This window comes from Streptomyces sp. NRRL WC-3742, assembly GCF_000720635.1.
Taxonomy (GTDB): domain Bacteria; phylum Actinomycetota; class Actinomycetes; order Streptomycetales; family Streptomycetaceae; genus Kitasatospora.
The window spans coordinates 51906-74747 of record NZ_JOCF01000024.1 but is presented as its reverse complement, the minus strand read 5'-3'; the positions used below and the strand labels follow the sequence as shown (position 1 = coordinate 74747).

Below are 22842 nucleotides of genomic sequence, written 5' to 3'. Positions count from 1 at the left end.
GGGCCCAGGAACAGGTCCAGGCCCAGGAGCAGGATCAGCCCGTCGCGCCCGGAGCGGCCGGTGTGGCCGGAGCGCCCGCCGCCCCCGCCGAGCCGAGGAACGCCTCCCAGCCGCCCGCCGGCGCCTGCCCGACGTTGAGCGAGCGGAGCTTGCGCAGCATGGACTGGTCCTGCACCTCGAGCCACTCGACGAGCTGCTTGAAGGAGACCAGCCTCACGTCGGGCTTGCCCGCGATCTGCTTGAGGGCCTCCTCGACGGCGTCCATGTAGATGCCGCCGTTCCACTGCTCGAAGTGGTTGCCGACGAAGAACGGCGCCCGGTTGCTGTTGTACGCCCGCTCGAAGCCCGCGACGTACGCGCCGGCGGCCTCGGTGCGCCAGGCGCCGTACATGTTCGGGTCGCCCTTGGTGCTGCCCTTGGACTGGTTGGCCAGGATGTTGTAGTCCATCGACAGCACCTGGTACGGGTGCCCGGGGAACGGGATGGACTGCAGCGGGAAGTCCCAGACCTTGCCGTCCTGCACCTTCTGCGGCCATATCTGGAGGCCGCCGGGGGAGCTGGCGTCGTACTTCCAGCCCAGCTTGGCGATGGTCGGCAGCAGCGCCTTCTGCCCCTCCAGGCAGGGGGTGCGGCCGCCGATCAGCTCCTTCTTGTAGTCGAAGGGCAGCGGGTCGACGTCCGTGAAGCCGGTGTTGGTCCTCCACTGGGTGACGAAGCCGATGGCCTGGTCGATCTCGCTCTGCCAGTCCTCCGGGGTCCACATGTTGACCCCGTTCTTGTCCGGACGGGAGGAGCAGAAGTGCCCGTTGAAGTGCGTGCCGATCTCGTGCCCGGCCAGCCACGCCTGGCTGATGAGCTTGAGGGTGCTCTTGACCGCGCCGTCCGAGAGGTACGGGATGTCGGAGGCGCCGACCGAGTGCTTCGGCGGGTGGTACAGGTCGGACTTGCCCTTCGGCAGCGCGTAGATGCCGGAGAGGAAGAAGGTCATCGACGCCTTGTACTGCTCCGCGAGCTTGAGGAAGCGGGGGAACTGGTTGTCGTCGGTGCCGCCGGCGCCGTCCCAGGAGAAGACCACGAACTGCGGCGGGCGCTCGCCCGGCTTGAGCTTCTCGGGCTTGGGCTGGTTCGGCTGCGGGCCGGTGTCCGCGTTGGACCCGTCGCCGATCGGGGTGCCCTTGGGCACGACGGTCTTCGTCGGGTCGCCGGTGGTGTTCCGGGGGGTGCCGGCGTCGCCGCCGGAACCGGGGGTGGAGCCCGTCGAACCCGATCCGCCGCTGGAACAGGCCGTGACCGCGCCGAGGGCGGCGGTCGCGGCGGTCGCACTGAGCACCGTCCTGCGCGAGATGCTGGTCATGGTCTCCCCTGGACGCCGACGCCGGTGGTGAGGGCGGCCCGTAGGCCGTACCGGTCAAATCGGGCAATTGATGAATTATCCGCCGTAAGCATGTCATGCGGCCGCAGTCGCGACCAAGGCCACTGGACCCCGACAACAGTCACCACGCACGGTGGGCCGGCCCGGCTGCGGGAACCGGCGCTCTGTTGCGGTCCTGTGACGCTTCGCTCGCAGGGCCGTCAGGGCAGTACCGTACCGCCGGTCGGGACGAATCGGTCGGAGTTCGTCAGCGCCCGGTGCCCTCCGTCGCCCTTCCGGGCAGCGGAGTTGCCCCGAAGGGACAGCCGGGGATCCGTCAGAGCGTGGCCGGGCGCCGGTTGCGGCGCACCACGCGCGCGATCGCCGTGCTGACGGCCGTGGCCGCCGCGCAGGACACGGCCAGGCTCAGCCACGCCGTGTTGAACCAGTGGCTGTTCAGCCAGCCCAGCGTCACGATGTACGCGGCCCAGACCAGCGCCGCCAGCGCCGACCAGTGCAGGAACCGGTGATGGTGGTGGGGCCCGTGGCCGATGGCCACGTCCAGCACCGTCCGCCCCGCCGGGACGAACCGCGCGACCACCACCATCGCCGCGGCCGCGCCGTGCGGCCGCTCGACCAGCGCCTGTTGCACCCGCGCCACGCTGGCCGCCAGCTTCGGCCGCCGGGCGAGACGCCGCTGAAGGACGGGCGCCCCTCTTCGGGCCAGCTGGAGCAGCAGCACGTCACCGAGGAACGAGGCCACCGCCACGCCGAGGCCGAGCATGATCGGGGCGCCCTCGACCTGGGCGGTCTTGAGCACCGCCAGGATGACCAGCGTCCCGCTGGGGATGAACGGGAGCAGGGCGTCCCCGAGCACCGCGCAGATCGCCAGGGCGCAGATCCACGAGGAACCGATCGCCGTCAGGAAGTCCAAGGTCCGTCCCTCCTTCACGTCGCCCGGGGAGCAGATGCCTCCGTCAACGCTAGCGTGTCGACTTTTCATGCCCTGAAGCACCCCGGGAACAGGAGGCCCGCCTCCGTGGTTGACCCCCGTCGGCGAACAGGGGCCGGCGCCAGGCCGCCCCGAGCAGAGCCGAAGGGACGGACGGGCATGACCACCGAGGACCAGCAGGGGCAGCGGACCGCGCCGGAGCCCGGAGCGGCGATCAGAGGCACCGCACGGGGAAGCGCCCCCGCCCCGCTCTCCATCCTCGACCTCGCCACCGTCGGGGTCGGCCACACGCCCGCCGAAGCCCTGGCCGCCACCACGGAACTGGCCCGCAGGGCCGAGGGCTGGGGCTACCACCGCTTCTGGGTGGCCGAGCACCACGGCATGCCGGGCGTGGCCAGCTCCACCCCGGCCGTCCTGCTCGCCCACCTCGGCGCCCACACCACCACCATCCGGCTGGGCTCCGGCGGCGTCATGCTGCCCAACCACGCCCCGCTGACCGTCGCCGAGCAGTTCGGCCTGCTGGAGGCCCTCCACCCCGGCCGGATCGACCTCGGCCTCGGCCGCGCCCCCGGCACCGACCAGGCCACCGCCCGCGCACTGCGCCGGGGCCTCGGCGGCGAGGGCGCGGACGACTTCCCGCAGCAGCTCGCCGAGCTGACCCACTTCCTCGACGGCGACTTCCCCGACGGCCACCCGTACGCCCGGCTCACCGCCGTCCCCAGGGGCGAGGACCGCCCGCCGGTCTGGCTGCTCGGCTCCTCCGGCTTCAGCGCCCAGCTCGCCGGGCGCCTGGGCCTGCCCTTCGCCTTCGCCCACCACTTCAGCGCCGCCAACACCCTGCCCGCGCTGGACCTCTACCGCTCCTCCTTCCGCCCCTCCGCGGTGCTCTCCGAGCCGTACGCGCTGATCGGCGTGACGGCCGTCGCCGCCGGGGACGAGGCCGAGGCCCGCCGCCTCGCCCGCTCCGCCGCCCTCGGCATGCTCCGGCTGCGCCGCGGCACCCCCGGCCCGATCCCCACCCCGCAGGAGGCCGAGGAGTACCCGTACAGCCCGGTGGAGGCGGACTTCGTCGACCACTGGTTCGAGAACGTGGTGCTGGGCTCGCCCGGCGAGGTCGCGGACGGCCTGGAGGCCCTGCGCAAGCGGACCGGGGTGGACGAGCTGATGGTCACCTCGCACATCCACGGCCACGAGGCCCGGCTGCGCTCCTACGGCCTGATCGCCGAGGCGTACGGGCTGCCGACGGCGGGCTGAGCAGCAGCCCCCGACACGGTCTAGCCGCCGGTCGGGGCGGGGCGGGCCTCGCGGAGTATGGCCGCGACCCGCTCCGCCTCGCCGGGGCGGGCGAAGTACCAGCCCTGGGCGGTGTCGCAGCCGGTCAGCCGCAGGCGTTCGGCCTGGGCGGCGCTCTCGATGCCCTCGGCGGTGACGGTCAGCCCGAGGGTGTGCGCCAGCTGCACCATCGCGCCGACGATCTGCTCGTCCGCGTCGCTGCGGCGGGCGCCGTGCCTGGGCGGGTCGGGCAGGGGTGCCGGGGACGGGTCGCGGAAGCCCTTGATGAAGGTGCCGTCGAGCTTGAGCACGTGCACCGGCAGCCGGGAGAGGTAGGCCAGGTTGGAGTAGCCGGTGCCGAAGTCGTCGATGGCGATCCGCACGCCCATGTCGGCGAGCGCCTGGAGGGCCTGGGAGGGCCGCCCGCCGGGGCCGAGCAGGGCGCTCTCGGTGATCTCCAGCTGGAGCAGCCGGGCCGGCAGGCCCGTGGTCTCCAGGGCCCGGGCGACGTCGGCGACCACGTCGGAGTCCCAGATCTGGCGGGCCGCCAGGTTGACGCTCACGAAGGTCTCGGTGTCGGGGAACTCGGTGAGCCACTGCCGGGCCTGACGGCAGGACTCCTCCAGCACCCACTTCCCGAGCGGCACGATCGCGCCGGACTCCTCGGCGAGCGGGATGAAGCGGTCGGGGGAGAGCGTCCCGTAGCGGGGGTGGCGCCAGCGGACCAGGGCTTCGGCGCCGTGCACGGTGCCGTCCGCCAGGCCGACCAGCGGCTGGTACTCGATGGTGAACTCGCCGCGCTCCAGGGCCGGGCGCAGCGCGGTGGCCAGGCGCTGGCGGGTGAGCTGGTGGGCGCCGCGGTCGGGGTCGTAGAGGGTCCAGCGGGCGCGGCCGTCGGCCTTGGACCAGTAGAGGGTGGCGTCGGCGTCCTTGACCAGGTCGGTCGGGGTGGTCTCGTGGACGGACCGTTCGACGACGCCGACGCTGGCGGTGATCACCAGCCGGTGCCCGGCGACGTCGAAGGGACGTTCCAGCGCCTCCAGGATGCGGGCGGCGAGCCCGGTCAGCTGCTCGCTGCCCGCGCTGTCGGTGACCAGGACGGCGAACTCGTCGCCGCCCATCCGGGCGACGAGATGGGAGCCGGGGTGCGGGTGCGAGTCGGTGAGGCCGTGCTGGAGCCGGGTGGCGACGGCGATCAGCAGCTGGTCGCCGATGTGGTGGCCGAGGGTCTCGTTGATCGCGGCGAAGCCGTCGAGGTCGAGGTAGCAGACGCCGACGCGGCGCCCGTCCGGCTCGGCGGGGGAGGGCCCCTCCACGGTGAGGCAGGCGGCGTCGAGGCGCTCGAAGAAGAAGGTGCGGTTGGGCAGCCGGGTGAGCGGGTCGTGCAGGGCCTGGTACTCCAGGCGGTCGCCGAGGCGGCGCTGCTCGGTGATGTCCTCGACCAGGGCGAGGGTGTAGAGCGGTTCGCCCGCGCCGTCGCGGATCAGGGAGACGGTGACCTTGCTCCACACCGCGTGGCCGGCCCGGTGCCTGAGCTGCTTCTCCACGCGGAACCGTTCCCGCCCGCCGTGGACGAGTTCGGAGAAGAGCCGGTTCGGCAGGCCCTCCGGGTCGATGATCTCGTGGAGGTGGGTGCCGACGAGGTCGGTGACGCCGCGGCCGATCAGGGTGGCGAGGGCCGGGTTGACCTCGATGATCCGGTCGTCGGGGCCGATCAGGGCCATGCCGATGCCGGCGTTGCAGAAGGCGGTGCGGAACCGGGACTCGCTGGCCCGCAGCGCGTCCAGCGGCCGGTCGGTGGCGCTCGGGCCGTCGCCGGTCGGGTTGGCGCCGGTCGGGCCGTCTCCGGTCAGGTCGGCGCCGGTCCGGTCGCCCGTCGGCTCGGTGCCCGTCGGGTCGGCGGGGCCGGCCAGTGGGGCGGAGCAGGTGGGGCAGAACCGCCGCTCGGGGCCGTCCAGGGTGCCGCAGGCCGTGCCCGCGGGGTGGGCGGCGGCGGGCGCCGGGACCGGCGCGCCGAGGTGGCGGTGGTGTGGCGACTCCTCGTGCCGCACGACCGGGTGGTGTGCGTCGGCCCCCTCGTTCTGGCCCGGCACGGCATGCTCCCGTCCGCTGCTGACGCTTGACGCTGGTCAGTCCGACCGGACGGAGACTCCGGCGGCCGGCTCCGCACTCTGTCGGGGTCCTCGCAGACGGTCCGGTGCGGGGCGCCCGTGGGGCGCTGTCGCGCGGAGACCCGCGTGAAGAACAGGGCGCTGCGGCCGATCATAGGCCGCGACGGCAACGCGCGGTGACCGCCGCCAGGGTGATTCGCCTGCCTTGCGATCTTGTGTCCCGATACGTGCGGACGCCCCCGGTGCACATCACATGACGTGCGCCGGGGGCGTGTGCGCCGACTCCGCGCCCCTGGGGCGCCGGTTGTGCGCCGGAACGAGCCGAAGTGGTCACCGTTTGCGCCCCGAACGGTCCGATTCAGCCACGGATCTGACGCCGTGGAATCAAGAACGAACCGGGTCGGTCGGGAGCGGACTCGTGGCGGTGCGCGCCACCGCCGTCCCGGGGCGTCAGGCCAGGGAGGCCGTCAGCGTGATGGTGGTGCCGGTCAGGGCCTGGCTGACCGGGCAGTTGGCCTTGGCGTCCTCGGCGGCCTTCACGAAGGAAGCCTCGTCGAGTCCGGGCACCCGGCCGACGACGGTCAGGTGGATGCCGGTGATGCCGGTGCCGGGCTGGAAGGTCACGTCGGCCCGGGTGTCGAGCTTGGTGGCCGGGTTGCCGGCGCCGGCCAGGCCGTTGGAGAGGGCCATCGAGAAACAGGCGGAGTGCGCGGCGGCGATGAGCTCCTCCGGGCTGGTCTTGCCGTTCGGCTGCTCGGCGCGGGCCGGCCAGGAGACGGGGTACTCGCCGATGCCGGACGAGTCGAAGGTGACCAGCCCGTTGCCGTGGAGCAGGTCGCCTTCCCATTCGGTGTGCGCGGTGCGGGTGGTTGCCACGATCGGTGCCTCCATCACTGAGGGACTGCAGTCGTCACTTCCTGTCATGCACGCCCAGCCTACGGGCAGCCGCCGCCGGGCGGGCGGTCCGGAGCCCCGTCCGGATCGTCCGGCGGCGTGTCCGGATCGTGGGACGGATCGGGTGACGGCGGAGGCCCGGTGCGGGCACCCTGTTAGATTGGCGCCGGCCCGAGCCCGGCCGCCGTACGGTCGGGCGCCCACACCAGACACCGGGAGCCACCCCGATGACGGACCACTCCACGACCCCCGCCACCGGCACGTCCGGGGGGATCGACGACGAGGTGCGGGCGGAGCTGACCAGCCTGCGCGAGAGCATCGACAACATCGACGCCGCGGTGGTCCACATGCTCGCCGAGCGCTTCAAGGCGACCCAGCGGGTGGGCCGGCTCAAGGCCGAGCACAAGCTGCCGGCGGCCGACCCGTCGCGCGAGCGGGACCAGATCAAGCGGCTGCGGGAGCTGGCGGCCGGGGCGAAGCTGGACCCGGTCTTCGCCGAGAAGTTCCTGAACTTCATCATCGCCGAGGTGATCAGGCACCACGAGGCCATCGCCCGCGCCTGAGCCCCGGCCTGAACCTCTGCCGGAGTCCCCGCCTGAAATCCCTGCCGGGGTCCCCGCCTGAATCCCTGCCGGGCCGGGCACCCGGCCCCGCGCTGTCGGGGTCGGGTAAACGTCCGATTTCGTGACACTCCACGGTTGGCGTAGCGTGCAGTCTTCCCCGGCCGGAGAGTGGAGCAGCGACGATGGCGGTGAACCTGCCCGGGACGACCGGCGAGTCCGAGTCCGAGACCACCGCCCCCGGCGGCCGCGCCGAGGCGCGCCGCCGTGGCCGTCGCGCCGGTGGCCGCAAGGCCCGCCGGGCGGGGCGCAAGCCGCGTCCGTGGTGGATCGAGCTGCCGGTGATGGTGGTGGTCGGCCTGGCGGTCGCGCTGCTGATCAAGACCTGCCTGTTCCAGGTGTTCACCATCCCGTCCGGCTCGATGGAGAACACCCTGCGCGTTGGCGACCGGGTGGCCGTGAACAAGCTGGCCCCGCTGACCGGCTGGGAGCCGGAGCCGGGGCAGCCGGTGGTGTTCAAGGACCCGGGCGGCTGGCTACCGCCGCAGCCGGCCGACTCCAACCCCGTCGCGGGAGCCGCGACCTCGGTGCTGAGCTTCGTCGGGCTCGTCCCGCCGAAGGACGACAACTACCTGGTCAAGCGGGTCATCGCGACCGGCGGCCACACCGTGGAGTGCAAGGGCACCGCGCTGACGGTGGACGGGAAGAAGGTCGACGAGCCGTACCTGCACCCCGGGGACGACTCCTGCGCGGGCCTGGACTTCGGCCCGGTGACGGTGCCCGCCGGGTACGTCTGGGTCGAGGGCGACCACCGCAGCGACTCGGCCGACTCCCGCTACCACCGGCAGGGCCCGGGCGGCGGGGCCGTGCCGGTGGACAACGTGGTCGGGCCGGTGTCGGCGGTCGTGTGGCCGCTCGGTCACTTCGACTGGTTCGGCTGGGTCGGTCGCTGACCGCCGCGGTCGGCGGTGACCTTCTCCCTCGGGACCTGAGGCTGCTGAGGCGCCGGGGGCTCCTGCGAGGGCAGGGCCTCGGCCGGGGCCGGCTTGCTCGCCTGCGCGGCGAAGGCGCCGGCGAGGACCAGCAGGCCGCCGGTGATCTGCGGCAGGCCCAGGTGCTCGCCGAGCAGGACCCAGGCCAGGACGGTGGCGACCACCGCCTCCAGGTTGGCCACCACGCCCGCGACCGGCGGTGAGAGGTGGCCGACGGAGGTCACGCCGGTCAGGTAGGCGAGCACGGTGGCGATCAGCACCATCCAGGCGGCCGGGATCAGCGCGGGCAGGCTGTGCCCGTTCATCACCACCGAGCCGCCGAGCACGCCCCAGTCGGCCTGCCAGGGCCGGGTGAAGGCGGTGAGCAGCACGGCGCCGACGAGCAGTCCGAAGGCGCTGACGGCCAGCGGGTCGACGGGGCGCTCGCCGCGGCCGCCGGCGTCGGCGAGTACGAAGTAGCCGACCTGGCAGCAGGCCGCGCCGAGGGCGAAGAGCACGCCGACGGCGTCGAAGCTCAGGCCGTTCCACACCTCGACCACGCAGGCCAGGCCCGTGACGGCGACGCCCGCGCCGATGGCCGCGCCCCGGCTGATCGGCTTGCGCTGCACGAACTTCACGTAGCCGATGAGCAGCGGCGGCCCGAGGTACTCGATGAGCAGGGCGACGCCGACCGGGATGCGGGAGATCGCCGCGAAGTAGCACGCCTGGACGCCGGCCACCGCGAGCAGGCCGAAGCCGAGCAGCAGGCCCGGGCGGCGTAGGACGGCGTCCCGGTGCTTGTAGGCGATGGGCAGCAGTGCCACGGCGGCGCCGGTGACCCGGAGCCACACCACGTGCAGGGGGGAGAGTCCCGCCTCGATCAGGGGTTTGGCGGCGGTGCCGGAGCCTCCGAAGGCGAAGGCGGAGACCAGCGCGAGGCCGAGGCCGAGGGATCGGCCGGAGGGGCGGGCGGGTGAGGCGGTTGAGCTGTGCACCGACGCATTCTGACAGTCATACCGGTGCCTCGGTAAGGTGCCATTCCGTCATTCGGTCCTGCCTCGAACGCTCCGCAGTGGAGTGCTCACCCGCCCGCCGGGCCGGTGGGGTGCTCACCCGCCCGCCGGACTCACCCGCCGCCAACCTCACCCGCCCGAGCCGGTGCCCGCCCCCGTGCCCGCGAGCGCGCCCGTCCCGCCCGTGGCCGGGCTGGTCGGCTGCGTCGTCGGCTGGCCGGTCGGCGGGGTGGTCGGGGTCGGCCGGGTGGTGGGGCGGTTGGTCGGCCGGGTCGTCGGCTGGGTGGTGGGCTGAGTGGTCGGGTCGGTGGTCGGCTTGCCACCGGAGCCGCCCGAGGAGGAGCCGTCGCCGGGGGTGGTGCCGCCGGTCGCCCCGCCGGGGGTGCCGGTGGACGGGCTCGCGCTCGGCGTGGACGGCGTGGACGGCGTGGTGGGGGCGTCGGTGGCGCCCGCGTCCTCGCCACCGTCGGCCGGGGTCGCGAAGTCGCTCACGGGCTGGCCCTTGAGCGCCGCCTTCATGTAGCCCGTCCAGATCTGCGCCGGGAACTGGCCGCCCGCCGCGCCGTCGATCCCGCCGACACCGCTGAGCGACACCTGGGCGCCGGTGGCCGGGTCCTGGCCGAACAGGGCGACGGAGGTGACCAGCTCGGGGGTGTAGCCGACGAACCAGACGGACTTCTGCTCGTCGGTGGTGCCGGTCTTGCCCGCCACCGGGCGGCCCAGCGCCTTCGCTCGCCAGCCGGTGCCGCCCGGGTCGCTCACCACGCCCTGGAGCATCGAGGTGACCTGGTTCGCGGTGTCCGCGCTGATCGCCTGGGTGGTCTTGTGCGCGGGCAGCGGCACGGCCTCGCCCTCGCGGTCCACGGCGGCGACCAGCCACGGGGTGATCTGCTTGCCTCCGTTGTCCAGCGTGGCGTACACGCCGGCCATGTCCAGCACGCTCGGGGTGGCCGTGCCCAGCGGGATCGAGGCCACCGGGTCGAGCCCCGGGGTGTTGGAGGGCAGGCCCAGCGCGATGCCGGTGTCCTTCACCTTCTGCAGTCCGGCGTCCTGCGCGAGCTGGGTGAAGGCCGAGTTGACCGACCAGTCGGTGGCCTGCTGGAGGCTGATCTGGCCGTAGCTCTTGTCGCCCTCGTTGGGCGCCGCGTAAGGGGTGCCCTTGCCGCCGCGGACCTTGCGGCCGCTGGTGCCGTCGTAGACCGTCCGCGGGGTGATCGTGCGGCCGTCCTGGGTCCGGGCGTTGTTCTCGAAGGCCGCGGCCAGCGCGATCGGCTTGAAGGTCGAGCCGGCCTGGTAGTCGCGCCGGGTCGCGTTGTCGACGTAGTGCTTGACGTAGTCGACGCCGCCGTACAGGGCGACGACCGCGCCGGTCCTCGGGTCGACGGAGACGGCGCCCGCCTGGGCGGTCGCGTCCTTCTTGCGCTTGTCCGGGTTCAGGTTGTCGTGCAGCTGCGCCTGGACGGAGTCCTGGAGGGCCTGCTGGCGGTTCGGGTCGATGCTCAGCTTGATCGTGTAGCCGCCCTTGGCGAGCTCGGTCTCGTTGACGATCCCGTTCGCGGTGAGGTACTGGGTGGCCGCGTCGACCAGGTAGCCGGCCTGGCCGGACAGGCCCGGGTTGGGCTGCGGGTCCTTGACCTCGGGGAACACGGTTTTGGCGCGCTCGTCGGCCGGGAGCCAGTTCTCCTTGACCATGCCGTCCATCACGTAGTTCCAGCGGTTGACGGCGTTCTGCTTGCCCGCCGGGGTGGCGGTGGCGACGTCGTAGGCGCTGGGGGCGTTCAGGAGGGTGGCCAGGTAGGCGCCCTGGGCGGCGTTGAGGGCGGAGGCGTCGACGCCGAAGTACGCCTGGGCGGCGGCCTGGATGCCGTAGGCGCCGCGGCCGTAGTAGGAGGTGTTCAGGTAGCCGGCGAGGATGTCGTCCTTGCTCTCGGTGGCGTCCACCTTGATGGCTATGAACAGCTCCTTCACCTTGCGGGTGACGGACTGCTTCTGGTTCAGGTACGTGTTCTTCACGTACTGCTGGGTGATCGTGGAACCACCCTGGGTGCCCTCGCCCTTGGCGGTGTTGAGGGCCGCGCGGGCCAGGCCCTGGACGTTGATCGCGCCCTCGTTGTAGAAGTTGCGGTCCTCGGCGGCCAGGGCGGCGTGCTGGGCGGCGGGGGAGACCTTGTCCAGGCTCACGTTCTGCCGGTTGGTCTGGCCGGTGCGGGTGAGCACCGAGCCGTCCGAGTAGAGCCAGGTGTTGCTCTGCGCGACGGCGGTGGCGTGCGCGTCCGGCACCTTCACCAGGGCGATGCCCAGGGCGAACAGCCCGACGCCGAGCAGGATCGCCGAGGCGAAGCCGAGCAGGGTCATCCGCCAGGTGGGGATCAGCCGGCGCCAGCCGGTGCGCCGGGGCCTCTTGCCGCCTGTTCCGCCCGCGGTCGGGCGCTTGAGGCGCTTGATCGGCCTGAGTTTCATCGACGGCGTGCGAGGGCCGCTCTGGGCGTTTCGGGACAAAGCGCGGCCTTTCCTGCGGGCGGACCTGGCCGGCCTGCACGGGCGGGGGGAACGGATGGGGACCTTTGTCCCGATTCCGGTGTACTGCCCAGGACGTCCGGAAGGGGCCGGTCGACTCCGTCGAAAGGGGAATCGAGACCGACATCACACACAAATCGGACGTCGAAGGGCAAAAAATCAGGGAGCCTCTCGCTGATGCGAGAGACTCCCCAACTGTCTGTGCGCCGCCAGGGACTCGAACCCCGGACCCGCTGATTAAGAGTCAGCTGCTCTAACCAACTGAGCTAGCGGCGCCTGCTGACCCGGAGAACAATACACGGTTCGCGGGGGTGCTTCGAATCGGGGCGGTCCTGAAGGGCGGTCCTGGGGGGTGGCCGCGAGGGGCGGCCCCGGGGGCGGTCCTGGCCTGTGGGGCGGCCCGGAAACGCCTCAGGCCGCCCACCGGAGTGGACGGCCTGAGAGCTGTCTGTGCGCCGCCAGGGACTCGAACCCCGGACCCGCTGATTAAGAGTCAGCTGCTCTAACCAACTGAGCTAGCGGCGCCTGCTGACGTCGAAGACTTTACATGCCACCCGGCCGATCCGCCGAATCGTGTCCGGGCGGGCACGCAAAGTGAGGCGCTGGCGAGCAGCGCGGTGATCGCGAGGCCGGTGGGGCGGGCGTGGGGAGGTCGGCTTCGCCGCCCCCGTCGCCGTGCCACCAGTCTTGACCTTCCGCGTTGCCCGCGTGCCGCCCGTGTCGTGGGGCCCCGCAGGGCCCGCGTCCGCATCCAACCGGGGACGAATGTAGCGGGGTGTCCGGGTCGGTCGCCTCGCAGCGCGCGGGGCGCGCCAGGAATCCCGCCGTGCTGTCACCCACTTCGCGCACGGGGGCGTCAACTACGGCTGACGGCAAGGGAGAAAAGGGACATTCGTGACCATCTGTGTCTGGAATGACCGGAATTGACCGGGGTCGGGTCGGCGCGCACCGGCACACCGCGCCGGTGCGTGCGCCGGGCCCGTGCCACTGCCAGGATGCGCGGGACAGCCCGCCCGCACCCCTCGTCCGTACCTTTCGCCCGTACCCGCGCCCGCGCCCGTACCCGCGCCCGCACCCCCGTGGAGCAGCACCGATGGCCAGCGACCCCGCCGCAGGAGCACCCCGCCCGCACCCCGTCGACCCGCGCCCGGTGCGCCGGATGGTCCCGCGCGACCGCGACGAGCCGCACCGGGTGGCGACCCCGCTGGAACTGTTCTTCGACCTCTGCTTCGTGGTCGCGGTCGGCCAGGCCGGGCGCGAACTGGCCCACTCCCTGGCGGCCGGGCACTACGGGGAGGGTCTGCGCGGCTTCGCGCTGGCGTTCTTCGCGATCTGGTGGGCCTGGATGAACTTCACCTGGTTCGCCTCCGCGTACGACGTCGACGACGTTCCGTACCGGCTCACCACGCTGGTGCAGATCGCCGGGGTGCTGATCCTGGCGGCCGGGGTGCCGAGGCTGTTCACCGCCCAGGACTTCGTGCTCGCGATCACCGGGTACGTGGTGATGCGGCTGGCGATGGTCACCCAGTGGCTGCGCGCGGCGGCCGGCGAGCGGGGCGAGGCGCGCGGGGTCGCGCTGCGGTACGCGGCGGGGATCACCCTGTGCCAGGCCGGCTGGGTGGTGATGCTGGTGCTGCCCGACGCCGCCAGGCCGTACGTCATCCCGGTCGGGGTCGTGTGCGAGCTGGCCGTGCCGGTGGTCGCCGAGCTGCGGATGCAGACCGCCTGGCACCCGCACCACATCGCCGAGCGGTACGGGCTGTTCACCCTGATCGTTCTCGGCGAGACGGTGGCCGCGGCGACGGTGGCGGTGCAGTCGGCGGTGGACGAGCACGAGGAGCTGGGCCGACTGGTGCCGGTGGCCGTCGGCGGGCTGCTGATCTGCTTCGCCGCCTGGTGGATCTACTTCGCCCGGTCCGTCCACGCGCACCTGCGCTCCAACCGGCAGGCGTTCGCCTGGGGTTACGGCCACTACGTGGTGTTCGCCTCGGCGGCGGCGATCGGCACCGGGCTGGAGGTGGCGGTGGAGTCGGCCGTGCACAAGGCGGAGATCTCCGAGACGGCCGCCGCCGCGACCGTCACCGTGCCCACCGCCGTCTACCTGCTCACGGTCTGGTTCCTGCACTCCCGGCACACCAAGCGCGGGGCGCTCGCCCAGTCGATCGCGCCGGCCGGGGCCGTCCTGGTGCTGGCCTGTACGGCGCTGGGCGCCTCGGGGGTGCTCGCGGCCGGGCTGGTCTGCGCGCTGATGGTTTCGGCGGGCCTGCTGGTGCACGGCCGGGAGGGCTAGGCACGCCCGGCGAGATCGGAAGGAGAGGGGCTGACGGCCTTCAGGCGGGCTGCGCCCGTTCCAGCAGCACGGGTTCGTGCCGCGCCAGCCAGGCGAGGTAGGCCGGGTTGACCTTGGCCAGGTCCAGGTAGGCGGCGCGCAGGTCCCCGTACAGCGCGTCCAGGGTGGTCGGGCTGAGGCCGCGGGGCCGCCAGGTGAAGAGCAGCCGCACGGCCAGCGGGTCCCCGAAGACCGGGCGCACGACCGTGCCGGGGCCGGGCAGGGAGGTGGGCTGGCAGGGGCGGACGGCCTCGCCGGAGGCGACCAGTTCGGCGGCGGTGGCGTTGTCCCGCACCTGGACGACCCGGGGGTTGAGGCCCGCCTCGCTGAAGACCCGGCGCATCGCCGCGTACTCGTGGTCGGCGCTCGGGTCCACCATCCAGGTGTCCTCGGCGAGGTCGGCGAGGTGGACGACCGGACGGCCGGCGGCCGGGTGCCCGGTGGAGAGCGCGACGAACTGCGGCTCGCGGGCCATCAGCACGCGGTGCTCGGCGTCCGGCGGCACCCGTAGCGGGAAGCCCTCGCTCTCGTACACGAAGGCCACGTCCAGCTGGTCGGCGGCGACCATCCGCACCAGCGCGCTGGCGGAGATGTCCACGTGGATGGTGGTGTCGGTGTCCGGCAGCCGGTCGTGCACCCGGCGCAGCCAGGCCGCGACCGCGCGACTGCCGACGCTGCCGATGCGCAGCCGGCGCTGGCGCCCGGGACCGGTGGCCTCCCTGGCCTCCTGGCGGGCGGCGGCCACCAGGGCCGCCATCTCGGCGATCACCGGGCGGGCCCGGGAGAGCACGGAGTGGCCGAGCGCGGTGGGGCGGCTTCCGGTCTGCTCGCGGGTGAACAGCGTTCCGCCGATGGCCCGTTCGATGCGGTGCAGCTGGGTGGTGAGGGAGGGTTGGGTCATGCCGAGTTGGAGCGCGGCCTTGCGGAGGCTGCCGGTGTCGGCGATCGCGCACAGCACCCGGAGGTGTCTCACGTCGAGCTCCACGCCGGGAGCATAAGCGCCGAACGCCTGTCTCGCCAAGGACATGACAGTCGATCGATCGCAGGATGATTCCGGTGCACGGCGGATTCCCACCGGTATGCGGCCGCACTATCGCGCATTGGCATCATCCGCTCCGGCCCCCGACGGGTCGAAGCTCTGGGGCAACGAACCGTCCCGGCCCACGCCGGGGCGGCCCCCACCGCGCGTCGCCGCCGTGGCCCGGCCCCCACCGGCTGCGGCCGGCAGGCGCGCCGCGAACTACGGAGCCCCCAGAAATGAAGCGATCCGTGCTGTCCGCAACCCTCGGCCTGGCCCTCGCCACGGGCCTCGTCGCCCTGCCGGTCGCGGCCGCCTCCGCCGCGCCCGCCGTCCACGCCGCCCGGGGCGTGAGCGGCTACACCGCGCAGGCGAACTCCTCTACGGCGAACTCCGGTACGGGCTATGCCGGTTCAGCCGCCGAGACGGCGAACAACGAGGCGTTCTTCAAGGCCGTGATGGCCTCCGCCAAGGCCCGGCAGGCCGCCAACCCGTGGCTGCAGACCGTCACCGTCACCTACGACACCTCCAACGCGCCCTCCTTCAGCGGCCAGATCTCCAACGCCGCGCAGATCTGGAACAGCTCGGTGAGCAACGTCCAGCTCCAGCAGTCCAGCGGGCAGGGCGACTTCTCGTACTACGAGGGCAACGACAGCCGCGGCTCGTACGCCAGCACCGACGGCCACGGCCACGGGTACGTCTTCCTGGACTACTCGCAGAACCAGCAGTACGACTCGCTGCGCGTCACCGCGCACGAGACCGGCCACGTGCTGGGCCTGCCGGACCACTACGAGGGCCCGTGCAGCGAGCTGATGTCCGGCGGCGGCCCCGGCCCGTCCTGCACCAACCCGTACCCCGACGGCAACGAGCGCAGCCAGGTCGACTACCTGTGGGCCAACGGCGTGGACAACTAAGGCCCGGGCAAGGGGAAGTGGGCGCGCGGCGGGCCGGCCGGAAGCGGTCGGCCCGCCGCTCGGTTACTTCCCCGCCGGGGAGCCTAGCCGCCGCCCGAAGGGAATGCCAGGGACATGGTCGGGTCAAGGCTGATTAAAGACGACTCGAATCGCCGGAGGAGTCGGGCTATTGGTCCGGGCTATCGCGGGTTGGCATCATCCGCTCGCGCGCCGGCCTGCCCGAAGCTCTGGGGACACCCACCGTTCACCAGGCGCCACCCCACCGGCCGTCCCCAACCGGCCGCGGCGCCACAGGAATCGGAGCCCCCACATGAAGCGATCCCTGCTGTCCGCGACCCTCGGCCTGGCCCTCGCCGCCGGCCTCGCGGTCCTGCCCGCCACCGCCGCCTCGGCCGCGCCCGCCCCGGCCGTCCAGGGGTACACCGCCTCGGTCAACTCCGGTGCCCAGTACGCCGGTTCGGTCGCCGAGACGGCGAACAACGAGGCGTTCTTCAAGGCCGTGATGGCCTCTGCCAAGGCCAAGCAGGCCGCCGATCCGGGCCTGGCCACCGTCACCGTCACCTACGACGCCAGCTCGGCGCCCACCTTCCGCAACCAGATCGCCCAGGCCGCGCAGATCTGGAACAGCTCGGTGCGCAACGTCCAGCTCAGGGCCGGCTCCGGCGGCGACTTCAAGTACTACGAGGGCAACGACAGCCGCGGCTCCTACGCCAGCACCGACGGCCACGGGCGCGGCTACATCTTCCTCGACTACCAGCAGAACCGGCAGTACAACTCCGTCCGCGTCACCGCCCACGAGACCGGGCACGTGCTGGGCCTGCCGGACCACTACTCCGGCCCGTGCAGCGAGCTGATGTCCGGCGGCGGCCCCGGCACCAGCTGCACCAACCCGTACCCGAACAGTGCGGAGCGCACCCGGGTGAACTCCCTGTGGGCGCGCGGCTGAGCCCTTTGCCGCCATGGCAACGCCCCGGAGCCTCGCCGCTCCGGGGCGTTGTCGGCCGGGCGGTGTCGGCCCGGTGTTGTCGGCCGCGCGTTGCCGGCCGGGCGTTGTCGGCGGGGCGTTGTCGGCGGTGCGTGCGAGCATGCGGGCGAGACCCGTCCGAAAGGTGCCACCGCCATGCCCCGTCCCGCCCCCGAGCAGCTCACCGACCTGCCGTACGCCGACCTCCTGCGCCCCCACGCCGGGCCGCTGCGCAGCGACGAGCGCTACGACACCGTGCACTTCGAGGGCGGTGAGCACACCGACGAGTCCGCCTCCGGGGCGTCCTTCCTCGAGTGCGCCTTCACCGGCGTCGCGCTCAGCGGCGTCAAGCTGCGCCAGGCCCGGTTCAACGAGGTCTGGGTGCAGGCCGGCCGCTGGGTCGCCTGCGACCTGAGCGACAGCGAGTGGCAGGACGGCGCGATCGTCGGCGGCGTGCTGGCCGGGATCTCCGCGTACGGCTCGGCGCTGCGCCGGGTGGTGCTGCGCGGCTGCAAGCTGGAGGCCGTCAACCTGCGCGCGGCCGTGCTGCGGGACGTCGTGTTCGAGGACTGCCTGCTGCGCGACGTGGACTTCGGCGAGGCCAAGCTGACCGAGGTGTCCTTCCCCGGCTCGACGCTGGAGGAGGTCCGGCTGCGCGGGGCCAGGCTCAGCAAGGTCGACCTGCGCGGAGCCTCCCGCCTGGGCCTGGCCGACGGCCACGAGGGCCTGCGTGGGGCGGTCATCAACTCCCTCCAACTGATGGAGCTGGCACCGCAGTTCGCCCACGCGCTGGGCATCGAGGTCAAGGACCGCTGACGCAGCACCCCCTTCCTCCATCCGTCCCTCGTTCAGCCCGGCGTCGCTCGGTGACGGCCGGGCGAACAGTCCGCCAACCCTGCCGCGGGCATCTGGTGGGCCGCCGAGGCCGCGGTGGAGACTGCTGCGCGATCCAAGCCCCGACTTGTGTACACAACATCGCCAGTGAAGGGACGGACTGGGCTGATGGCCGAGTTGAGTCGTAGGAAGTTCGTCACGCTGTCCGGCGCCGCCGCCGCCGGCCTCGCGATCGCCGGTACCGGCGCCGCCGGGGCCACCACCGGCAACGCGGCGGCGCCCGCCTCCACCACCACCCTGACCACGACCGGCACCATCACCGACGTGCAGCACGTGGTGATCCTCATGCAGGAGAACCGCAGCTTCGACCACTACTTCGGCATGCTGAAGGGCGTGCGCGGCTTCGCGGACCGCAGCGCCATCCAGATCGCCAACGGCTACAGCGTCTTCAACCAGCCCAACGGCCTGGGCCGCCAGTACCCGTGGCAGTTCAGCCAGACCAAGCCCGCCGGCGGCGCCGACCCCGAGCGCCTCGCCCAGTGCAACGGCGACCTCTCCCACGGCTGGAGCGACCAGCACAGGGCGTGGAACAGCGGCAAGATGGACTCCTGGGTCGCCGCCAAGGGCAACGTGCGCACCCTCGGCTTCCTCACCCGCCAGGACATCCCGTTCCACTACGCGCTCGCCGAGAACTGGACCATCTGCGACGCGTACCACTGCTCGGTGCTCAGCGCGACCGGCCCCAACCGCACCTACCACTGGTCCGGCCAGATCGACCCGGCCGGCGCCGCGGGCGGCCCGGCGTACGACGGCGGCGACGAGAAGGGCCTGCGCTGGCAGACCTACGCCGAGGCCCTCGAGACGGCGGGCGTCAGCTGGAAGGTCTACCAGAACGCCTCCGACAACTACGGCGACAACGCGCTCGCCTACTTCAGCCAGTTCGCCAACGCCCCCGCGGGCAGCGCCCTGGCGGTCAAGGGCATGGGCTCCGTGCCCGCCGTCACCGGCCGGACCCCCGACGACATCGTCGCCGCCATCAAGGCCGACGTCCTCGCCGGCACCCTGCCCCAGGTCTCCTGGATCGTCCCCGACCAGGGCTCCTCCGAGCACCCGTACGCCACCCCGGCCGACGGCGCCCACTTCGTCCACAACGTGATCGACGCGCTCAACGCGGACCCGAACGTCTTCAACTCCTCGGTCCTGTTCGTCAACTACGACGAGAACGACGGCTTCTTCGACCACGTCCCGCCGCCCGCCGCCCCGGCCGGCACCCCCGGCGAGTTCGTCAACGGCACCAACATCGGCCTCGGCTTCCGCGTCCCGATGATCGCCGTCTCGCCCTGGACCCGCGGCGGCTGGGTCAACTCCGAGACGCACGACCACACCTCGGTGCTGCGCTTCCTGGAGACCTGGACCACCGCCCTCGGCACCCCCGCCCAGTGCGTGAACATCAGCGACTGGCGACGGCGCGTCTGCGGCGACCTCACCGGCATGTTCGACTTCACCAGCCCGGTGTACGGCCTGCCCGCCCTGCCCGACACCTCCCAGACCATCGGCCTCTCCGCCTGCGGCCCGCTGCCCAACCCGGCGCCGGTCAACAACCAGCTCCCGGTCCAGGAGTCCGGCACCCGCCCGGCGCGCGCCGTGCCGTACCAGCCGAACGCCAACCTCGACCACCTCGAGTTCGGCTCGGCCGGGGTGATGAAGGTCTGGATCGGGATGGACAACGGCGGCGCCGCCGCCCAGAAGTCGGCGCACTTCGCCGCGTACGCCAACGCCTACCGCAGCGGCGGCCCCTGGCAGTACACCGTCGACCCGGGCGGCAGCACCAGCGACTTCTTCAACTGCGGCACCGGCTTCGGCGGCGGACCGTACGACCTCACGGTGGTCGGCCCCAACCGCTTCCTGCGCCGCTTCAAGGGCGACGCGACGAAGTCGGGCAAGAACGCCGCGGTGACGGCTTCGTACGCCGTGGAGCCGGGGACGGGCAAGCTCGCCGTCTACTTCAAGCTCGCCAACTCCGGCAGCACGGCGGTGACGTTCACCATCGCGTCGAACAACTACCGGACGGACGGCCCCTGGACGTACCAGGTGCCGGCCGGCGGCAGCGTCACCGACTACTTCAACGCGGTGGCGTACAACAACGGCTGGTACGACTTCACCGTGACGGTGAGCGGTGACAGCAGCTGGTCCCAGCGCTTCACCGGCCACCTGGAGACGGGCACGGCCAGCATCACCGGCTGACGACTCCGGCTCGGGCCCGGTCACTCGCCTTCGCGGGTGGCCGGGCCTTTAACTGTCGCTATGGACAAAGAAGTTGAGATCGTCGTAGCCCACAGCGAGCGCGCCACCCTGCGCGTCGGCGACGTGTTCCTGAAGGTCGACGCCGACGAGGCGCGGGCCGAGGTCGAGGCCGAGGCGATGGCGCTGGCGCCCGTCCCGACCCCCGAGGTGCTGTGGCGGCGGCCGCCCGTCCTCGCCCTCGCCGCCCTCCCCGGCGCGGCGCTCGGCCGCTACGGTTCGCCGTCCCCCGTCTCACCCGCCGCCTGGGCCGCGGCCGGCGCCGCCGTACGGACGCTGCACGAGGCGCCGCTGCCGCCCTGGCCCGGCCAGAGCCTCGACGACCGCGCCGCGCGCCTCGAGGCCGAATGCGCGTGGCTCCTCGCCAACGAGGTGCTGCCCGCCGAGCTGGTGACGGTCAACCGCCGGATCGCCGAGGCCGTCCTTCGCCCCTGGACCCCGGCGTTCACCCACGGTGACCTGCAGCCCGACCACGTCTTCGTGGACGGCGACGAGGTCACCGGCGTCCTCGACTGGTCCGAGGCCGCCCCGGGCGACGCGCACTACGACCTGGCCGTCCTCACCCTCGGCCACCCGGAGCACCTGGCCGACCTCCTCACCGGCTACGGGCCGGACGCCGGCGTCGATCCCGAACTGATCCGCGCCTGGTGGTCCTACCGCAGCCTGATCGTCGTCCGCTGGCTGGCCGAGCACGGGTTCGACCCGGCCGCGCCCGGCTGCGAGGTCGACGTCCTCCGGTCCCGCCTCCCCGGCTGAGCGGGCCGGGCCGGGCCGCGCCGCGCCGCGGGCCGTGGTGCGGGCCGCGCCGCGAGCCGTGTCACGGGCCGTGCCGTCGAAGTGGCGCAAGAGAACGGCACCCAATTGGACAGCTCTGACAGTCCACTTGGTGGCTAGGTTCGAACCACACGCCGCGCCGGCCGTAAGGCGCGGCCAACGGGAGGGAAAATCCGATGCGCAAGCTCATCATCGGGCTGGCCACCGCCGGTCTGGTCCTGGCCGGCACCGTGGCCACCGCCACCACCGCCAGTGCCGAGGCGTCACGCTGTTCCGGCTGGAGCAACAGCGAGCCGCTGCTGAAGGCCGGCGCCACCGGCGATTCCGTCAAGGCACTCCAGTGCGAGCTGAACTACTCGCTCAACCCCAACGGCCGCACCCAGCTCGTCATCGACGGGGTGTTCGGCCAGGCCACCTACGACCGCGTCATCACTTTCCAGCAGTGCATGAAGAACCTCCAGGTCGACGGCGAGGTCGGCCCGCAGACCTGGTCGGCGCTGGACTACTGGACCGCCTACAACGGTTACCCCAACTGCTGAGGTAGCCGTACGTAACTGAACCGGGGCAGGGCAGCTGCAGATGCCCTGCCCCGGCCGCGATCCCGCCTCACCAGGTCTTGCCGGCCTGCTCCCGGGTCGTGTGGTTGATCCGGTTGAACATGTTCGTCAGCCCGATCTCCAGGATGATCGCGCTCAGCTGCGCCTCCGAGAAGTGGTCCGCGGCCGCGTCCCAGACCGGGTCGGTCACCCCGGGGGCGTTGTCCTGGATCCGGGTCGCGGCCTCCGCCAGCGCGAACGCGGCCCGCTCCTCGTCCGTGAAGAACGGCGTCTCGCGCCAGGTGGCGACGGCGTGCAGGCGCTCGTCCGTCTCCCCGGCCTTCTTCGCGGACGCGATCGCCGAGTAGGCGCAGGGCGCACAGCTGTTGATCTGGCTGACGCGCAGGTGGATCATCGACAGCAGTCGCGGTTCGACGCCGCCCGAGTGAACTGCCTTGAGCAGCTGGCCGATTCCGGCGGACACCTCGGGGCTGCCGATGCTCTTCATACGCGGTTCCATGGGTCTGCTCCTCCGTCGGTTACGTGAACCCGCTCGGGTTCGTCATCACCCATGACGGAGCAGCCCCGAGGAAGGTAACAACATGTTCGAGGACCCGACGGCCGAGGCGTTCGAGGCCCAGCGCGACCGGCTGCGCGCCGTCGCCTACCGCATGCTCGGCTCCCACGCCGACGCCGAGGACGTCGTCCAGGAGGCGTGGCTGCGGCTCTCCCGTCAGGACGCGGACACCATCGACAACCTCGCCGGCTGGCTGACCACCGTCGTCGGCCGGATCAGCCTCGACGTGCTGCGCTCGCGCCAGAGCCGCCCCGAGGCATCCCTCGACACGGGCCTGTCCGAGTTGGTGGTGACCCTCGACGACGCCCCGGCGCCGGAGGAGGACGCGGTGCTCGCCGACTCCGTCGGGCTGGCGCTGCTGGTCGTCCTCGAATCCCTGCGGCCCAACGAACGGCTGGCGTTCGTGCTGCACGACCTGTTCGCGGTGCCCTTCGACGAGATCGGCACGATCCTGGGCAAGTCCACCGACGCCACCAAGATGCTCACCAGCCGCGCCCGCAAGAAGGTGCGGGGCACCGAGGCGCCGACCGCCGTCTCCCGGGAGCAGCGCGAGGTCGTCCAGGCGTTCCTGGCAGCGGCCCGCGGCGGAGACTTCGAGGGCCTGCTGCGGGTGCTCGATCCCGACGTGAAGCTCACCGCCGAAACCCCGGCCGGCACGGTCGTCACCCTCGGTGCCACCAAGGTCGCCACCGGCGCCAAGCTGGGCGCCGCAGCGGCCGCGGTCGGCCAGGCCGCGATCGTCAACGGCCTGCCCGGCATCATCTCCTGGAACGAGGACGGCACCCCGCGCTCGGTCATCGCCTTCACCGTCACCGACGGCCGCATCACCGCCATCAGCGCCGTCGTGGACCCGGCCAAGCTCGCCCTGGCCGACCTCCCCGAACCGGCCTGATGATGCTGGCGCGCAGGAAGTCGGCGGGGCCGACTTCCTGCGCGCGCGGGACGGCAGCGGCC

General features: G+C 72.5%; 19 protein-coding genes and 2 tRNA genes. 11 read left to right on the top strand and 10 right to left on the bottom strand.

The features are described from left to right. Positions 1-34 precede the first annotated feature (34 nt). Positions 35-1354 (bottom strand): hypothetical protein, encoded by a 1320-nt coding sequence (locus tag IH61_RS0115510; protein WP_031069942.1) that lies wholly within the window; start codon positions 1352-1354, stop codon positions 35-37. Between the two features lie 334 nt (positions 1355-1688). Further along, complete coding sequence (locus IH61_RS0115505) at positions 1689-2285, bottom strand: DedA family protein (protein WP_051837128.1); 597 nt, start codon at positions 2283-2285, stop codon at positions 1689-1691. Between the two features lie 177 nt (positions 2286-2462). Here IH61_RS0115505 and IH61_RS0115500 point away from each other — a divergent pair, with 177 nt between their 5' ends. After that, positions 2463-3557, top strand: a complete 1095-nt coding sequence (locus tag IH61_RS0115500) for an LLM class flavin-dependent oxidoreductase (RefSeq protein WP_031069938.1) — start codon at positions 2463-2465, stop codon at positions 3555-3557. 20 nt (positions 3558-3577) lie between these two features. Here the strand turns inward: IH61_RS0115500 and IH61_RS0115495 are convergent, their stop codons facing one another. Together IH61_RS0115495 and IH61_RS0115490 are read right to left on the bottom strand one after the other, a co-directional pair. Further along, a complete protein-coding gene (locus IH61_RS0115495) occupies positions 3578-5668 on the bottom strand; it encodes a putative bifunctional diguanylate cyclase/phosphodiesterase (protein WP_234327191.1) in 2091 nt (696 codons plus the stop codon). 468 nt (positions 5669-6136) lie between these two features. After that, complete coding sequence (locus IH61_RS0115490) at positions 6137-6562, bottom strand: OsmC family protein (protein WP_031069934.1); 426 nt, start codon at positions 6560-6562, stop codon at positions 6137-6139. 245 nt (positions 6563-6807) lie between these two features. On the opposite strand from IH61_RS0115490, the gene IH61_RS0115485 reads away from it, so the two are divergent. After that, a complete protein-coding gene (locus IH61_RS0115485) occupies positions 6808-7143 on the top strand; it encodes a chorismate mutase (protein WP_031069932.1) in 336 nt (111 codons plus the stop codon). A gap of 182 nt (positions 7144-7325) precedes the next feature. Further along, a complete protein-coding gene (lepB, locus tag IH61_RS43945) occupies positions 7326-8093 on the top strand; it encodes a signal peptidase I (protein WP_063763206.1) in 768 nt (255 codons plus the stop codon). Here the strand turns inward: lepB and IH61_RS0115475 are convergent. The 4 genes from IH61_RS0115475 to IH61_RS0115460 all read right to left on the bottom strand — a co-directional run bounded on the left by IH61_RS0115475 (position 8060) and on the right by IH61_RS0115460 (position 12166). After that, on the bottom strand, positions 8060-9106 hold the full coding sequence (locus tag IH61_RS0115475) for an EamA family transporter (RefSeq protein ID WP_078911126.1): 1047 nt from the start codon (positions 9104-9106) through the stop codon (positions 8060-8062). The two genes, lepB and IH61_RS0115475, sit on opposite strands and share 34 nt — an antisense overlap. A gap of 147 nt (positions 9107-9253) precedes the next feature. Next, on the bottom strand, positions 9254-11584 hold the full coding sequence (locus IH61_RS0115470) for a transglycosylase domain-containing protein (RefSeq protein ID WP_051837126.1): 2331 nt from the start codon (positions 11582-11584) through the stop codon (positions 9254-9256). Between the two features lie 259 nt (positions 11585-11843). Further along, positions 11844-11917 (bottom strand) — tRNA-Lys (locus tag IH61_RS0115465). 175 nt (positions 11918-12092) lie between these two features. Further along, positions 12093-12166, bottom strand: a tRNA-Lys gene (locus IH61_RS0115460). 568 nt (positions 12167-12734) lie between these two features. On the opposite strand from IH61_RS0115460, the gene IH61_RS0115455 reads away from it, so the two are divergent. Continuing rightward, entirely contained in the window at positions 12735-13931 is a 1197-nt protein-coding gene (locus tag IH61_RS0115455) for a low temperature requirement protein A (protein WP_031069925.1), read from the top strand. Between the two features lie 40 nt (positions 13932-13971). Here the strand turns inward: IH61_RS0115455 and IH61_RS0115450 are convergent, their stop codons facing one another. Further along, complete coding sequence (locus IH61_RS0115450; RefSeq protein WP_234327190.1) at positions 13972-14955, bottom strand: LysR family transcriptional regulator; 984 nt, start codon at positions 14953-14955, stop codon at positions 13972-13974. A 272-nt stretch (positions 14956-15227) separates the two neighbouring features. Between IH61_RS0115450 and snpA (IH61_RS0115445) the strand changes: the two genes are divergently transcribed. The 6 genes from snpA (IH61_RS0115445) (at position 15228) to IH61_RS0115420 (ending at position 21314) form a co-directional block, all read left to right on the top strand. Further along, on the top strand, positions 15228-15902 hold the full coding sequence (snpA, locus tag IH61_RS0115445; protein WP_031069921.1) for a snapalysin: 675 nt from the start codon (positions 15228-15230) through the stop codon (positions 15900-15902). 310 nt (positions 15903-16212) lie between these two features. Continuing rightward, on the top strand, positions 16213-16848 hold the full coding sequence (snpA, locus tag IH61_RS0115440; protein ID WP_031069919.1) for a snapalysin: 636 nt from the start codon (positions 16213-16215) through the stop codon (positions 16846-16848). A 174-nt stretch (positions 16849-17022) separates the two neighbouring features. Continuing rightward, positions 17023-17682: a pentapeptide repeat-containing protein gene (locus tag IH61_RS0115435; protein WP_031069917.1), complete on the top strand. Its 660-nt coding sequence runs from the start codon at positions 17023-17025 to the stop codon at positions 17680-17682. Positions 17683-17868: 186 nt separating this feature from the next. Continuing rightward, complete coding sequence (locus IH61_RS0115430) at positions 17869-19944, top strand: phosphocholine-specific phospholipase C (protein ID WP_031069915.1); 2076 nt, start codon at positions 17869-17871, stop codon at positions 19942-19944. A 60-nt stretch (positions 19945-20004) separates the two neighbouring features. Next, positions 20005-20757, top strand: coding sequence for a phosphotransferase family protein (locus IH61_RS0115425; protein WP_031069913.1), 753 nt, complete (start codon positions 20005-20007; stop codon positions 20755-20757). 194 nt (positions 20758-20951) lie between these two features. Next, positions 20952-21314 carry a peptidoglycan-binding domain-containing protein gene (locus IH61_RS0115420; RefSeq protein WP_051837124.1) on the top strand — a complete coding sequence of 121 codons (363 nt, stop codon included), beginning with the start codon at positions 20952-20954 and terminating at the stop codon, positions 21312-21314. A 67-nt stretch (positions 21315-21381) separates the two neighbouring features. On the opposite strand, the gene IH61_RS0115415 is transcribed toward IH61_RS0115420, so the two are convergent. Continuing rightward, positions 21382-21831: a carboxymuconolactone decarboxylase family protein gene (locus IH61_RS0115415; RefSeq protein ID WP_031069909.1), complete on the bottom strand. Its 450-nt coding sequence runs from the start codon at positions 21829-21831 to the stop codon at positions 21382-21384. A gap of 82 nt (positions 21832-21913) precedes the next feature. Between IH61_RS0115415 and IH61_RS0115410 the strand changes: the two genes are divergently transcribed. Continuing rightward, positions 21914-22780: a sigma-70 family RNA polymerase sigma factor gene (locus tag IH61_RS0115410; RefSeq protein ID WP_031069908.1), complete on the top strand. Its 867-nt coding sequence runs from the start codon at positions 21914-21916 to the stop codon at positions 22778-22780. Positions 22781-22842: the final 62 nt, after the last annotated feature.

Coding starts and splice junctions, on each gene's coding strand:
- IH61_RS0115510 (WP_031069942.1), bottom strand. CDS start 1,354: ATGACCAGCATCTCGCGCAGGACGGTGCTCAGTGCGACCGCCGCGACC.
- IH61_RS0115500 (WP_031069938.1), top strand. CDS start 2,463: ATGACCACCGAGGACCAGCAGGGGCAGCGGACCGCGCCGGAGCCCGGA.
- IH61_RS0115485 (WP_031069932.1), top strand. CDS start 6,808: ATGACGGACCACTCCACGACCCCCGCCACCGGCACGTCCGGGGGGATC.
- lepB (WP_063763206.1), top strand. CDS start 7,326: ATGGCGGTGAACCTGCCCGGGACGACCGGCGAGTCCGAGTCCGAGACC.
- IH61_RS0115470 (WP_051837126.1), bottom strand. CDS start 11,584: ATGAAACTCAGGCCGATCAAGCGCCTCAAGCGCCCGACCGCGGGCGGA.
- IH61_RS0115455 (WP_031069925.1), top strand. CDS start 12,735: ATGGCCAGCGACCCCGCCGCAGGAGCACCCCGCCCGCACCCCGTCGAC.
- snpA (WP_031069921.1), top strand. CDS start 15,228: ATGAAGCGATCCGTGCTGTCCGCAACCCTCGGCCTGGCCCTCGCCACG.
- snpA (WP_031069919.1), top strand. CDS start 16,213: ATGAAGCGATCCCTGCTGTCCGCGACCCTCGGCCTGGCCCTCGCCGCC.
- IH61_RS0115435 (WP_031069917.1), top strand. CDS start 17,023: ATGCCCCGTCCCGCCCCCGAGCAGCTCACCGACCTGCCGTACGCCGAC.
- IH61_RS0115430 (WP_031069915.1), top strand. CDS start 17,869: ATGGCCGAGTTGAGTCGTAGGAAGTTCGTCACGCTGTCCGGCGCCGCC.
- IH61_RS0115425 (WP_031069913.1), top strand. CDS start 20,005: ATGGACAAAGAAGTTGAGATCGTCGTAGCCCACAGCGAGCGCGCCACC.
- IH61_RS0115420 (WP_051837124.1), top strand. CDS start 20,952: ATGCGCAAGCTCATCATCGGGCTGGCCACCGCCGGTCTGGTCCTGGCC.
- IH61_RS0115415 (WP_031069909.1), bottom strand. CDS start 21,831: ATGGAACCGCGTATGAAGAGCATCGGCAGCCCCGAGGTGTCCGCCGGA.
- IH61_RS0115410 (WP_031069908.1), top strand. CDS start 21,914: ATGTTCGAGGACCCGACGGCCGAGGCGTTCGAGGCCCAGCGCGACCGG.